General features: G+C 40.0%; 14 protein-coding genes and 2 pseudogenes. 12 read left to right on the top strand and 4 right to left on the bottom strand.

Annotated features, from left to right (window positions below; translation table 11 throughout):
* The 7 genes and pseudogenes from DFR59_RS03380 to DFR59_RS03355 form a co-directional block, all read left to right on the top strand.
* Window positions 1-1163 (top strand): annotated as a pseudogene (locus tag DFR59_RS03380) (protein prkA); the annotation flags it as partial.
* Window positions 1164-1464: 301 nt separating this feature from the next.
* A complete protein-coding gene (locus tag DFR59_RS20475) occupies window positions 1465-1599 on the top strand; it encodes a hypothetical protein (protein ID WP_281269333.1) in 135 nt (44 codons plus the stop codon).
* Entirely contained in the window at window positions 1547-1840 is a 294-nt protein-coding gene (locus tag DFR59_RS03375; protein WP_147278249.1) for a hypothetical protein, read from the top strand. The genes DFR59_RS20475 and DFR59_RS03375 overlap by 53 nt, the downstream gene beginning before the upstream one ends.
* Window positions 1841-2387: 547 nt before the next feature.
* On the top strand, window positions 2388-3278 hold the full coding sequence (locus DFR59_RS03370; protein WP_114744209.1) for a hypothetical protein: 891 nt from the start codon (window positions 2388-2390) through the stop codon (window positions 3276-3278).
* Window positions 3279-3422: 144 nt separating this feature from the next.
* A complete protein-coding gene (locus DFR59_RS03365) occupies window positions 3423-4115 on the top strand; it encodes a hypothetical protein (RefSeq protein ID WP_114744208.1) in 693 nt (230 codons plus the stop codon).
* Window positions 4116-4146: 31 nt separating this feature from the next.
* A pseudogene (locus tag DFR59_RS03360) lies at window positions 4147-5622 on the top strand (PrkA family serine protein kinase); the annotation flags it as partial.
* Window positions 5623-5731: 109 nt separating this feature from the next.
* Window positions 5732-6406, top strand: coding sequence for a DUF2711 family protein (locus DFR59_RS03355; RefSeq protein ID WP_114744207.1), 675 nt, complete (start codon window positions 5732-5734; stop codon window positions 6404-6406).
* Here DFR59_RS03355 and DFR59_RS03350 read toward each other — a convergent pair.
* Window positions 6390-6863 (bottom strand): GNAT family N-acetyltransferase, encoded by a 474-nt coding sequence (locus DFR59_RS03350; RefSeq protein ID WP_114744206.1) that lies wholly within the window; start codon window positions 6861-6863, stop codon window positions 6390-6392. The two genes, DFR59_RS03355 and DFR59_RS03350, sit on opposite strands and share 17 nt — an antisense overlap.
* Before the next feature lie 71 nt (window positions 6864-6934).
* Here DFR59_RS03350 and DFR59_RS20225 point away from each other — a divergent pair, with 71 nt between their 5' ends.
* Window positions 6935-7111 carry a hypothetical protein gene (locus DFR59_RS20225; protein WP_170137260.1) on the top strand — a complete coding sequence of 59 codons (177 nt, stop codon included), beginning with the start codon at window positions 6935-6937 and terminating at the stop codon, window positions 7109-7111.
* Between the two features lie 26 nt (window positions 7112-7137).
* Here DFR59_RS20225 and DFR59_RS03345 read toward each other — a convergent pair whose 3' ends face one another.
* Together DFR59_RS03345 and DFR59_RS03340 are read right to left on the bottom strand one after the other, a co-directional pair.
* Complete coding sequence (locus DFR59_RS03345) at window positions 7138-7731, bottom strand: GNAT family N-acetyltransferase (protein ID WP_114744205.1); 594 nt, start codon at window positions 7729-7731, stop codon at window positions 7138-7140.
* A gap of 11 nt (window positions 7732-7742) precedes the next feature.
* Window positions 7743-8201, bottom strand: coding sequence for a GNAT family N-acetyltransferase (locus tag DFR59_RS03340; protein ID WP_114744204.1), 459 nt, complete (start codon window positions 8199-8201; stop codon window positions 7743-7745).
* A 129-nt stretch (window positions 8202-8330) separates the two neighbouring features.
* Here DFR59_RS03340 and pdxR point away from each other — a divergent pair, with 129 nt between their 5' ends.
* The 4 genes from pdxR to yhbH all read left to right on the top strand — a co-directional run bounded on the left by pdxR (window position 8331) and on the right by yhbH (window position 12113).
* Complete coding sequence (gene pdxR, locus DFR59_RS03335) at window positions 8331-9746, top strand: MocR-like pyridoxine biosynthesis transcription factor PdxR (protein WP_158538301.1); 1416 nt, start codon at window positions 8331-8333, stop codon at window positions 9744-9746.
* A gap of 43 nt (window positions 9747-9789) precedes the next feature.
* A complete protein-coding gene (locus DFR59_RS20220) occupies window positions 9790-9948 on the top strand; it encodes a hypothetical protein (RefSeq protein ID WP_170137259.1) in 159 nt (52 codons plus the stop codon).
* A 190-nt stretch (window positions 9949-10138) separates the two neighbouring features.
* The gene (locus tag DFR59_RS03330) at window positions 10139-10585 is read left to right on the top strand and encodes an SRPBCC family protein (protein WP_114744251.1); all 447 of its coding nucleotides are present in this window, start codon (window positions 10139-10141) and stop codon (window positions 10583-10585) included.
* A 361-nt stretch (window positions 10586-10946) separates the two neighbouring features.
* Complete coding sequence (gene yhbH / locus DFR59_RS03325; RefSeq protein WP_114744202.1) at window positions 10947-12113, top strand: sporulation protein YhbH; 1167 nt, start codon at window positions 10947-10949, stop codon at window positions 12111-12113.
* 66 nt (window positions 12114-12179) lie between these two features.
* Here yhbH and DFR59_RS03320 read toward each other — a convergent pair whose 3' ends face one another.
* Window positions 12180-13271 (bottom strand): type I restriction endonuclease, encoded by a 1092-nt coding sequence (locus DFR59_RS03320; RefSeq protein ID WP_114744201.1) that lies wholly within the window; start codon window positions 13269-13271, stop codon window positions 12180-12182.
* Between the last annotated feature and the right edge of the window lie 202 nt (window positions 13272-13473).

Genomic DNA, 13473 nt, shown 5'->3' with positions numbered 1-13473 from the left:
AGGCAAACCGTGGATTGATGGAATTCCAGGAAATGCTGAAGTGCGATGAGAAGTTTCTCTGGCATTTGCTCTCACTCACACAGGAGGGCAATTTCAAGGCTGGAAGATTCGCTTTGATTTCAGCGGATGAATTGATTGTGGCCCATACGAATGAAACGGAGTACCGTTCATTTATTTCGAATAAAAAGAATGAAGCCCTGCATTCCCGGATCATTGTCATGCCGGTTCCGTATAATCTGAAGGTGTCGCAGGAAGAGAAGATTTACGAGAAGATGATCAATGAGTCCGATGTATCGGATGTGCATATCGCCCCTCATACATTAAGAGTGGCTGCGATGTTCACTATTTTGACCAGGCTGAAGGATCCGAAGCGCGGGGATATCGACTTGATCAAGAAAATGCGCCTGTATGATGGAGAAAGTGTCGAAGGATTCAATTCCGCTGATCTCGATGAGCTGAAGAAGGAGTATCAGGATGAAGGCATGAGCGGCATCGATCCGCGGTATGTCATCAACCGGATTTCGTCCACGATTATCCGGAAGGAAGTCAAGACGATCAATGCCCTTGATGTCCTGCGTTCCTTGAAGGAGGGGCTCGATCAGCATCCTTCGATTACACAGGAGCTCCGCGAGAAATATTTGAATTACATTTCACTCGCCAGAAAAGAATACGACGACATTGCCAAGAAAGAAGTACAGAAGGCATTCGTGTATTCCTATGAAGAATCGGCCAAGACGCTTATGGATAACTACCTCGATAACGTCGAAGCGTACTGTAATAAAGCGAAAATGAGAGACCAGCTGACTGGGGAAGAGATCAATCCGGATGAAAAATTGATGCGTTCGATTGAAGAACAGATCGGCATCTCTGAAAATGCGAAAAAGGCTTTCAGGGAAGAGATCCTCATCCGCATCTCGGCGTACGCCAGAAAAGGCAAGCGGTTTGACTACAATTCCCATGACCGCCTGCGCGAAGCCATCCAGAAGAAATTGTTTGCCGATCTGAAAGATGTCGTCAAGATTACGACATCCACCAAGACGCCGGATGAACTTCAGTTGAAAAAAATCAACGAAGTCGTCGCAAGGCTCATCGACGAGCACGGCTACAATTCCACCTCTGCGAATGAACTGCTTCGCTATGTGGGCAGCCTGTTGAATAGATAAGCCCGGGGGAAGGTTCAATAGAAATAAGCGAGGGTCCAAATCGTAAATGATTTGGACTCTTTTTATTTGGAATAAACAGGGTGTTACACATCGCATAGTCAAGAATATGAACTCCTGCCCTGGTCATGTGTTCACTGGCAAAGGGCAAAAAACTTTGGGATAGACAGAAAGATTAAGATCGGACGGAAATCATTCTTTTTGATGAAACCCCAGGAACTGACCAAGAGCGAGAAAATGAAGCTAGAAAGATTCTTCTACGAAGAATTAGAAAAGGAAATCAAAATAAGCTAGGAGGATGGAAATGAATATCACGCTTATTCAATCAGATTTAGCCAATATGATCTTTCACCTGAATGTCATGAGTAAAAAGCATTCACAAGGGGATGAAATCGAATTACGGGCTTATGGAGGGCCGGAGAAAGAACAAACTCTTTGATGCTATTAAATTCAAATTTGAAGCAGCATTTACCCAGGATCAAAAGGACGAATATGAATTTGAATTTTCTTTTGAAGAAATGGACATGCTGCATTCGTTTGTAGATTGGTATGTAAAAGAGTTAGACCTGGAGGCAGAGGATCAAGGGGAAAACGTGAGTGATAATCCTATGTTTCTATCTCTTGTTTCTGTAAGGAATCAAGTTGAAAAAGAATTGAGTATCAGAAAGCCAATATTTTAATTGATCCAGGAGGGAAATGTATGAAAACCTACTTCACTTGTCCATCTTGCAAGCAATTAAAGATTAAAAAAGAATCCCGTTCTTTTTGTCTTAGTTGCTTCAAAAGTTACTTGTCCGAGGATAAAAAAACGCAAAGACGGTTTTTGTTCAGAAGGAAGTTTCATAAGGTTAATTAATTATCAAAAACGGTCGTTCATTTAATAGAGCTTGCCGAACTATTTGAAAAGAAAGAAGTTGAATTTTTTCCACTCAAAGATAGTATTGATACATCAACAGCAATGGAAAGTTTTTTTTCGAGTTAGGACCAGTATTGCTGAACTCGAAAGAGGTAGTATCAGTGAAAGGCGATTTTTTTATTTTCATCAAATTATTAATTATTCGATGGAAATAGATAAAGATATGCTTAAAGTTATATCTGAAGTCAATATGTTAAGAATTTAGGAGTATATTGATATTTTCTTAAAAATGATACTTAATAACTAATAAATTGCATGAATTTTCAATATGTTAAGGTAAAAAGGCTTATAAACAGATAGGGGAATATCAGATGAGAAGAATTTTTAAGGCACTAATGGTTTTAACATTTATTCTATGTTTTACGGGTGATTTTCAACATGTTAAAGCAGCAACGAGTAAAAATGCACAATTAAGTAATATGGGATTTTCAAAAGACGAAATAAATGGAATGCAAGATCAGACGAAAAATAAGTTGTTAAATGCAGGGGGAAAAAGAGCAGATTACGAGGTAACAGAGACTGAGTATTATAATAGTCTTGATGGAACTAAATATGAAGTAACAGATGAAAATAGAGATGAAATTAACAAAATTATGCAAAAGGATATTGAGGAATACAGTAAAAAATCTGGAATTTCAATTATGTATTTAGGACAACCTATTGAGCAATCAAGAGTATCTACTTTATCTAGCAGTGGTGGAGATCAGACTTCTACTGATAAATTATCTTTTACAGCGTACCTTGATCAGGTTCCTTCTGGAAATCCAAGTACTGAAGTTGAGTACTTGGCAACTATAGATTTTTCTTGGATGCAATCTCCAAGCATTGCACAAAAGGATCATATGGCATTGGCTTGGGATGAGCGTTTTATTGGAGTTGCTAATTCTTTAGATGGATATTATCTTTTAGATGCGTTTGGAGACGGGAATTTTGGGCAGGGTTCCATTAATTTAGAACAATCTTTATATGGGTTTGATGCTAGCTTTACACTTGGGCACTTTTTAGAATTAGGAGGAGCCTCACAAAATGTTAGAGTTGCAAAACAATATAGTAATAGAACTGCTAAATTCGAAGCAAAATATATTCATACCTTTTTACCGCTCACTGGCGGAGTAAATATAGGACAAGCCTTTGTAAATGTACCATCTGACTGGCTATGTCAAGAATTCAAGCTAGACTTTAACTTAATAATTGGAAGTTAAATGAAAAAACATTCATTTCGTAAAAAATTAATGTTACTATGAAAATGGAAAAAAGTAAGAATTAAATACTTTATTTAATCAAAAGGGTAACTAATCAAGTTACCCTTTTGATTTATCTGTATTAAACAAAAATGAGGTACTGACATGAGGTTAATTGTTTTCTTATTAATTTTTATTTTATTAGTAATTACTATTAAATTTAAAGAAAAAAATAAAAGTAAGAGTTTCTGGCTAAAAATAATTGTATTGTACTTTTTAGTTATTATATCTTTTAATCTGGGAAGCATACACATTCCTATTGGTTTAATTGTTGGCGGGTTAATTATTTATAAATTTTCCAATGTAAATAAGTCATTTGTGAAATTAACCTTAATATTTTCATTAACAGCGTACATTTTTGCATATTATGTTTTTCCTCCTATTGGAATTAATAACATTTTGTATTCTAAAAATGTTGTAGAAAATATTAATCAGTTTAAAATAATTAATTCAATAAATATATATTCAGAGGAAGATCCAATTCAGAAAAAATTAAGAAATTTTTATGATAAAGAAACAGACCCATCACTAGTAATGTTATTAGCATATGTACTAGATGACAAAAACGTTTCAATAAAAAATAAACAGTGGTTAAAATATGAGGCGCGCCAAGAACTTGATCTAAAAATTGCACAAAAAATAGAAAGCAATAACACAGTATACTATTATTTGAAATATAATGACGGAACTGACTATTTGGCAGAATTTAAAAAAGAAAATTCGGATTTTTACTTAAAAAATGTAATTAAAGGAAAAATAGAATTCAATAAACCTGTAGATCAATATTTTTGGAACTAATTCTTTATGGGTTATTTACAACATCAATGGTGATCCACTCCACTTGATTCCGCAGAATCTGCGTGAGGATTTTCACAAGGAATATGGAATCCGCGTGGAAGGCAATCTTTCGCCATTGAATCTGATGAGGCTTGAACAGGATTACAGCGGCAGAATTGAAGATGTATTAGTGGAACGCATTTTCTTCTCGGAAGATAAACGCGTGGGAATCGGAACGTTCAGTCCATCGGATCCGAAATCCCAGGATATCGCTGATTTGACGGGAAGCATCGACTTTTCCACGATCGCTGAATTTGGATCTGAATCCGATCCAAGGGCGTACCGCTTCGACGGAGAGCTGAATAAAGCAAACCGTGGATTGATGGAATTCCAGGAAATGCTGAAGTGCGATGAGAAGTTTCTCTGGCATTTGCTCTCACTCACACAGGAGGGCAATTTCAAGGCAGGAAGGTTCGCCTTGATTTCAGCGGATGAATTAATTGTGGCCCATACGAATGAAACGGAGTACCGTTCATTTATTTCGAATAAAAAGAATGAAGCCTTGCACTCCCGGATCATTGTCATGCCGGTTCCGTATAATCTGAAGGTTTCACAGGAAGAGAAGATTTACGAGAAGATGATTAATGAGTCCGATGTATCGGATGTGCATATTGCCCCTCATACATTAAGAGTGGCTGCGATGTTCACAATTTTGACCAGGTTGAAAGATCCGAAGCGCGGGGATATCGATTTGATCAAGAAAATGCGCCTTTATGATGGAGAAAGTGTCGAAGGCTTCAATTCGGCGGATCTGGATGAGTTGAAGAAAGAGTATCAGGATGAAGGCATGAGCGGCATCGATCCGCGGTATGTCATCAACCGGATTTCGTCCACGATTATCCGGAAAGAAGTCAAGACGATCAATGCCCTTGATGTCCTGCGTTCCTTGAAGGAGGGTCTCGATCAGCATCCTTCGATTACACAGGAGCTTCGTGAGAAATACTTGAACTATATTTCACTTGCCCGCAAGGAATACGATGACATCGCGAAAAAAGAAGTTCAGAAAGCGTTCGTCTACTCCTATGAGGAATCTGCTAAAACGCTTATGGATAACTACCTCGATAACGTTGAAGCGTACTGCAATAAAGCGAAAATACGCGATCAGCTGACAGGGGAAGAAATCAATCCGGATGAAAAATTGATGCGTTCGATTGAAGAACAGATCGGAATTTCTGAAAATGCGAAAAAGGCTTTCAGGGAAGAAATCCTCATCCGCATTTCTGCTTACGCCCGAAAAGGCAAGAGGTTTGACTATAACTCGCATGACCGCCTGCGCGAAGCCATCCAGAAGAAATTGTTTGCTGACTTGAAAGATGTCGTCAAGATCACGACATCCACCAAGACGCCGGATGAACTTCAGTTGAAGAAAATCAACGAAGTCGTCGCAAGGCTCATCGACGAACACGGCTACAATTCCACATCAGCGAATGAACTGCTGCGCTATGTGGGAAGCCTGTTGAATAGATAAGACCGGGGGAAGATAAATAGAAATAAGCAAGGGTCCAAATCGAAAATGATTTGGACCCTGTTTCGTTATAGTAAATAAATGGTAAAATAGTGCAGGAAGGGGGTTTAATATGCTGCAGTATAAATGGTTAAATGGAAGTGTGCCTATCTTGGAGCAATTGCCTGCTGGTTTCAGCCATGCAGCCCTTTTATTACACCCGTTTATTCAATTGCCAAAAGGATATGCAAAAAATAGACAGTCGAAAAAATTCCTGTCTGATGAAGAGATAATCCAGTCAGGCACACCGGTAAAATGGGAAAAAATAATGCAATGGAGCGGCTTGGATCTAGATGAGCTTGGCATTGCATTGCAAACCGGCATTAATGCATTAAACAGGGATTATGCCCGGGAAGATTTGTATCTAAAAGTTAATGCCATTATGACAGATGACTTATATTATCCTAATGAAGATGTCATTTCAGCTTTGCTATTTCAAAAGATAATGACCATTCTCCAATCAAAAGGAGCCCGTTATATAACCTACGATGATCCTATAGGTATAAAAAACGGCAGAATTGATTTGGAAGGATTCTCTCCTTCAGATCTTAGCCGTATTGCCCTAAGAGAAGTCATTATCGCAGATGAGAATCTGGAATTTGCTTTTATGAGCCGGCTTGATTCCCTTTACACATTATTCGTGACAAAGGAAGATAACATATGCCAGATCGTAGATTCTATGGATATGGAAGCAATCATTTGTACAGATGAAACGTATGTTGATTGGTATTTTAAGAGCCGACACTGAAGGCCGTGGTCCGGGAAAAGGCGCTGATCATCAGCCCCGGCACGACTTCAAATATTTTTTCTTCCGTAAAGCCATGCTTCAAATAAAGCTTCTTGGCCGGTTCATTTTTCGCCCCTGTGGTTACCTTCCATTGTTCACATTCAGAGGTTAGGTTGAATAGTTCCTTAATAAGCGCGGATGCAATTCCCTTGCGATGAAAATTAGGATGGACCATCATCCGGCAAATCGTGATGGTAAAAGGGCCATCTGCTTCATAGGAAAGAAGCCCTGCCAATGCTCCATTATCATAATAGGCAAGGAATTCTTCATTGACGTTCATTAGATCATCAATCGTTTCTTTAAGTGGTGGGATATCATAAAATTGGATGATATCTGCTTCGATTTGATAGGAAGCCAGTTGGATCGGCAGCACTTGTTCAGCGATCGACTGGTCTTTTATATTCACTCTTTTTATCACGTTTCTTCCTCGGCTTTCGTTGTTTAGATTTTGAACCTGCGGGTATCCTCTAAACAAGAGGTGATTTCATTATGTCACAGGAGTCCAAAAAGAAGAAAGAAGAATTGGAAGAAAAAAATGGTTCCATGGCGAGAGATTTAAAGGAAGTCAAAGAACTCGGGAAGCAGATGGAACGGCACCGGACGAATGAAGAGCTCCAGGAAGAAGGGAAGGATCCCGATCCCATTCAATATGATGAAGAAGAGTAAAGCCAGGCGGAGGTTCGCCTGGCTGTTTATTTTGTTTGATTCAAAAATACTTTCAGACGCTGTTTTACTTCTGGCCATTCGATATCGATGATGCTGAATACAACGGTATCTCGGATGTAGCCGTCATCTAGGACCCGATGTTTGCGGAGTGTCCCTTCTTTAGCTGCGCCAAGTCTCATAATGGCGTTTTGTGAGCGGACATTCCTGGAGTCTGTCTTCAGCTGGACGCGGTTTAGCTTCAATTTATCAAAGCAATATTGCAGCAAGAGGAATTTGCACTCTGTATTGGCTGCCGTTCTCCAAACGCTCGGATTGTACCAGGTCCAGCCGATTTCAAGATTCTTATCAGGAATGGAGATATCGAGAAAACGTGTGCTTCCGACAATTCGATTCTGCTCCTTGCTGAAAATCACAAATGGATAGTCGATTCCTTGATCACGGCGAATCAGCGCCTGCTTGATCAGCTGCTCCATATCGGATTTTGACTGCACTTTTTTCGGCATGTAGGTCCAAATATCTTCAGCCTGTGCTGCTTCGTATAAACCTTCGAGATGCTCCATGCCCATTGGGTGGAGTTCTACATATTTGCCTTCTAACTGTATCGTTTGATCTATCATCATTTTATCCCTCCCTATAAATTCAATTCATAATGAATCCATTGTTCATTTGCATCAACCCCGCCCATTTTTCGGTAAAGGGATTGGGCCTTAACATTATCAACTGCGGTTTGCCAAGACATGTTCGCACACCCCATTTCTCTCGCTTGTTGTTCGCTTTTGCGGAAGAGAGATTCTCCGATTCCTTTTCCTCTCCATTTTTGTGTTATGAATAAGTCATTCAAGATGGCGACTTTTTTCACACGGGTGGTGCTGAAGGTGAAATACAAAGTAGAAAACCCAATCAATCGATCGTTCTCCACTGCAAGGAGTTGTTTCCCAACAGACGGGTTATGCATTAGAGACAATATTAATTCTTCCAGATCTTTTTCGTCAGGCTTGGGACGTTGATAAAAATCCACAATGTACTGAAGCATCAATGGTTTCAATTGATCCACGTCTTTTTCTTCCGCATTTTTAATTGTAAATTCCATAGTAGCAGCTCCTTTTGACCTCTTTATTTTAGATGGAAATAGACAGATTGAAGATGACAATTTACTATTAGTTTAGATGAGAAGTTGGCTCGTTGGGAGAGACAGATAAAGAGAATGAGGAGAGGTCAGATGGAGAAACAAACGTTGATAGCCCCCATCATTTTTAAGGAAGGCGGAGTGCCGCTGTATGAGCAGCTCTATCAGCATATTCGGCAGGAAATCATCACAGGTAGGCTGAAGCAAGGTGTCAAATTGCCTTCCATCCGGTCGCTTTCGGAAAAATTAAAGATCAGCAAGACTACGGTCGAAAATGCATACAGCCAGCTGGCTGCAGAAGGATATGTAAGAAGCAAGGAGAAAAGCGGCCTGTTCGTTGAAAAATTGGACACAAGTTTTTTTCATGGCGAAGGTACTTCAGGCGAGTCACGGGATGGATGGAAAAAAAGTACTGTGATGCCGGAGCTCGATTTTAACTACAGCCTCATAAATCCAGATCTATTTCCAATTAAGGACTTTGAAAAAGCGCATCGCTGGGCCCTTTCGAATTTTGCTCATTTTCAGTACGGCGATCACTTCGGGGAATGGCCGCTCCGGAATCTGCTGTCCACCTATTTGAGGGAGACGAGGGGCGTGGACTGTGAGGCAGACCAAATCATCATCGGGGCAGGTACAAGATATTTGATCGGCCTTTTGGTCCATGCGTTGGAGCTTGGAAATGCAAGCGTTGGATACGAGGATCCGGGATTTGATGGGGTGCGTGCCTATCTACAATGGTCGGGTGTAAAGACCGTTCCCATTAACGTGGATGAGGAGGGGCTGTCTATAGAAGAGTTAAGGCAGACCAATCCTAAAGCGGTTTATACAACTCCGGCACACCAGTTTCCGACGGGGGCTATTATGCCGATTTCCCGCAGGATCGAGCTGCTTCAGTGGGCCGACCGGACAGGAGGCTATATTATTGAAGACGATTTTGACGGGGAATTCCGCTATGTGGGACGACCGATTCCAAGTCTGCAGAGCCTGGATCGGAATGAGCGGGTCATTTATATGGGAAGCTTTTCGAAGGCTCTATCTCCAGCACTGAAGATCAGTTTCATGGTGCTTCCGAAGCATTTGGCCAATCTCTTTAGAGTAAACCTGCGTGCCATCGGCCAAACGAGTTCCGGACTCATGCAGGCCATTCTTTACTATTTAATAAGGGAAGGAAAGTGGCACCGCCATCTCAATCGAGCAAGGAAAGCGTACGAAAGGAAGTACCACCTGCTGTTTTCAGAGCTGCAGAAAGGATTCCCGAAATCATCATCGATCCTTGGAAGCGATGCGGGCTTTCATATGCTGTTTAAGCTTCCCGGATTTTCAGAGGAAGAAATTATAGAGAAAGCCAATAAACAAGGAATCAAATTTTACCCGACGGCGCCATTTTGGCATAACAAAGAGGATGCGCCTGGAGATACGATCCTGCTGGGGTTCGGCGGGTTGAGCGAAAAGGAGATAAAAGCGGGAATAGCTGTATTAAGGAAAATCATTGAGAGCTGGAGTGGATGACTCTTGGCCAGACTGCACATACTTAGTTTTGAGGTGATGCAGGATGGAAAAAAAGGAACGGCTTTCATCAGATTCTCCGCTGAACGGAAATATGACCAATAGTTTTGAGGATATTGTCTGGCTCGGGAAGCAGATGGAAAAGCTTCGATCAGAGGAAGAGCTTGAAGAGTATGGAGAAGAAGCGGATCCAGAGCAGTTTTAGAAAATTAATGTATTTGGTCAGGGATCTATGTAAGGAAGGGATTAACGACTAAATGATATTCAAGGCGCGACCATCAAAGCGAATGAGTTTTGGTGGTTTTTTCAATTTTCTTTTTAAGGAAATAGAGGATTGTGTAGGGCATTTCAAGAAAAGAAGAGAAACTGAGAAAAATAAAGGGAGGAAGAAATGGATGGAGAAATTATCTCCGGACCTTTCCGAAAGGCCATTTGAATTGAAGGTTGAACGATTGATGCAATCTTCTCCTGGTGTGCTTTACAGAGCTTGGACAGAAGATTTTGAGCGCTGGTGTGCTGCTCCTGGTACCGTCCTTATGAAGGGTGAAGTCAATACGCCTTTCTATTTTGAGACTCATTTTGAAGGGAAGCGCCATCCCCATTATGGAAGATTCCTCAGGATCGAAAAGGACCATCTTGTAGAATTGACTTGGGTGACAGGGGAAGGGGGCACCAAGGGAGCTGAAACGGTCGTGACGATTGAAATTGAACCTGGCCAAGATGGCACGCTGATGACTTTGACTCATAAAGGGTTTCCGGATGAGGATTCTAAAAATGGCCATGAACAAGCTTGGATTTTAGGACTTGAGCATTTGGACAACATGCTGATGAAAGAAAACTGATTAGAAATAAGGCTAACTTTAAATAACATGGAAAGCACCAAATGAATCGACCTTGTCCGATATTTGGTGCTTTTTGTTTTGGGAATTTATTTGCTTTGAAAGTGATATTATCATGATCCCTCTATTATTTTTGAATTGGAAAACCCGTTAATTTTCAGTGGAAATTCAGGCTTGTCCACGCCTGAGGTTTTTGTCTTATTGTCGCAATTATTAGTAAATTATTTAGTTTCGGTGCATAGGATAGAGTAATCAACTTTTAGCAGTCAGGTCTTTGGTGTTTTCAGACAGCCAGAATAGAATATGTCCATGAGAAGCGATTGGTGACAGATTTTTTTGAAAGCAATGAAGGAGGGGAATGAGAATGTCACAAAGCGATAATCAGCAGTTTATCATTTCACAAGAAGATTGGTCCCTCCATCGAAAAGGCCATGATGATCAGCAGAGGCACCAGGAAAAAGTGCAGGAAGCCATCAAAAAGAATCTTCCGGATTTAATTACTGAAGAAAGCATCATCATGTCCAACGGCCAAGATGTGGTCAAGATTCCGATACGTTCTTTAGATGAATATAAGATACGATACAACTATGATAAGAATAAACACGTTGGCCAAGGCGACGGGGACAGCCAAATTGGAGATGTCGTGGCGCGCGACGGCACGCCGCAGAAAGGTCCTGGGAAAGGACAGGGAGCAGGAGATCAAGCAGGCGAGGACTATTACGAAGCTGAGATCTCGATGCTCGAATTGGAGGAGGCATTGTTCAGCCAACTGGAGCTTCCGAATTTGAAAAGAAAAGAGCAGAATGATATTACTGTTGAAGATATAGAGTTCAATGATATTCGCAAAACAGGACTAATGGGGAATATTGATAAAAAGCGTACCATGATGACGGCTTTCAAGCGCAATGCCATCACGGGGACGCCGAGTTTTCACCCGATCTACCCTGAGGATTTAAAATTCAGGACATGGAATGAAATTACGAAGCCGGAATCAAAAGCAGTCGTCCTTGCCATGATGGATACGTCAGGAAGTATGGGGCTGTGGGAAAAATACATGGCCAGGAGCTTTTTCTTCTGGATGACTAGGTTTTTACGGACAAAATATGAAACGGTCGAAATTGAATTCATTGCCCATCATACAGAAGCAAAAGTGGTCTCGGAAGAAGACTTTTTCTCCAAGGGGGAAAGCGGCGGAACCATTTGCTCTTCTGCCTATCGGAAGGCCCTCGAACTGATCGATGAGAAATACAATCCTTCACGGTTCAACATCTATCCATTCCATTTTTCAGACGGCGACAATTTGACATCTGATAACGTAAGATGCGTCAAACTCGTAGAAGAACTGATGAAAGTCTCCAATATGTTTGGATACGGGGAAGTAAACCAGTATAACAGACACTCGACTCTTATGTCCGCCTACAAAAATATCAAGAACGATAACTTCCGGTATTATATATTGAAGCAGAAAGCAGACGTTTTCCACTCCATGAAAAGCTTTTTCCAAAAAGACGAAGAAAAACAATTCGCATAAATTGACAAAAATCAGGGCGTGCAATGGCACGCCCTGATTTTTGTTGACACCTATTTCGGCTTTAGGTTATGAATGCTTTTGATTCACCAAGAATTTAGACGTTACCTCTTCAAGCTTCTCTCTAAGATTCATAATATCCGATATTTTTTCTAGAGAAATTTGCGTTTTAGTACTATCATTAAACTGAATGGATTTGTTTGGAGAATTAAACCAGAGCCTGCAGATCCATTTCCGAATATTATCATCTAGTAAAATATTAAAATAGCTTAGATTGTCTCTATAACAGATCCTATCCTCGTCTACGAAATCCTTTAACATCATTTTTACGATAGTAAATCCTTGAATCTCTTCCTCGGTTGTTTCAATTTGAGGTTCATCTTTTTTCTCCGGTTCGATGACTTCTACAGTAACAGCAACCTGTTTTGATACTTCTTCTTCATTATCTGTATTTTTAATTGCAGCTTGTATTTTATCATTCACCATTTCGTTAATAAATTGTTTAAGTGATTTTTTCACAAGCGGCTGGAATTTATCAATGACATTTTTTGTTTTCTTGCCATTATAAACATGGGAAAGAATCAAAGAGACAAAATCGTCGGATGGAATTTCCCATTGCTCATTTAAAAAGTTTTTGATTTCGCCAGTATATTTTAGTTCGGATGCAGTATTAAGAATGTTATCCAAGTCAAAATTGGACTTTCTGAATTTAGCAAGTTCAGCTATATGAATATCTTTTATTTCATCTAAGAAAAACTCGAAAAATGGAGTAGTATCCATTTTGTTTTGTTCTTCGAGATCTGTGTAGAATCTGTAGTGTAATCCATTAGTTAGAATTGCAAATTTAGCAGAAGTTGTCCCAAAATATCTAAACAGTTGAGAGTCATGCTTTTGAAGTTTCTCATTAATGGATTTTGCTTCAATGAGAATGGACGGAGCTCCGTTTTGCATAATAGCAAAATCAACCTTTTCTCCTTTTTTAATACCAACATCGGCTATAAACTCAGGAAGAAACTCTTCTGGATTGAAAATGTCATAACCAAGAACTTGGAAAAGTGGCATGATAATTGATGTTTTTGTGGCTTCTTCTGTCATCAAGTTGTTTTTGAGGTTGTTAACTCGCTTCGATAAAGTTTTTAGTTGCTCAGTAAATTGCTCCATGAATAAAATCCTCCTAAAATTGAATTAAATTACAGAAAAAGAAAAAATCTACATAAAGTTAAAATAATACACGCTATTTCTAGCGTGTTATGAAATCCCAGGGGTGTGTAAAATTAATTTTGCTATTTTATCGCGGCTTTGAGCTCTTTGTGATATCCATGACTTCAGAGTTTATGTCTTTTAAAATTCTCTCAATCGTTCA

This window comes from Falsibacillus pallidus (assembly GCF_003350505.1).
GTDB lineage: Bacteria > Bacillota > Bacilli > Bacillales > DSM-25281 > Falsibacillus > Falsibacillus pallidus.
The sequence above is the reverse complement of the archived record's forward strand: the minus strand, read 5'-3'. Positions and strand labels throughout refer to the sequence as shown.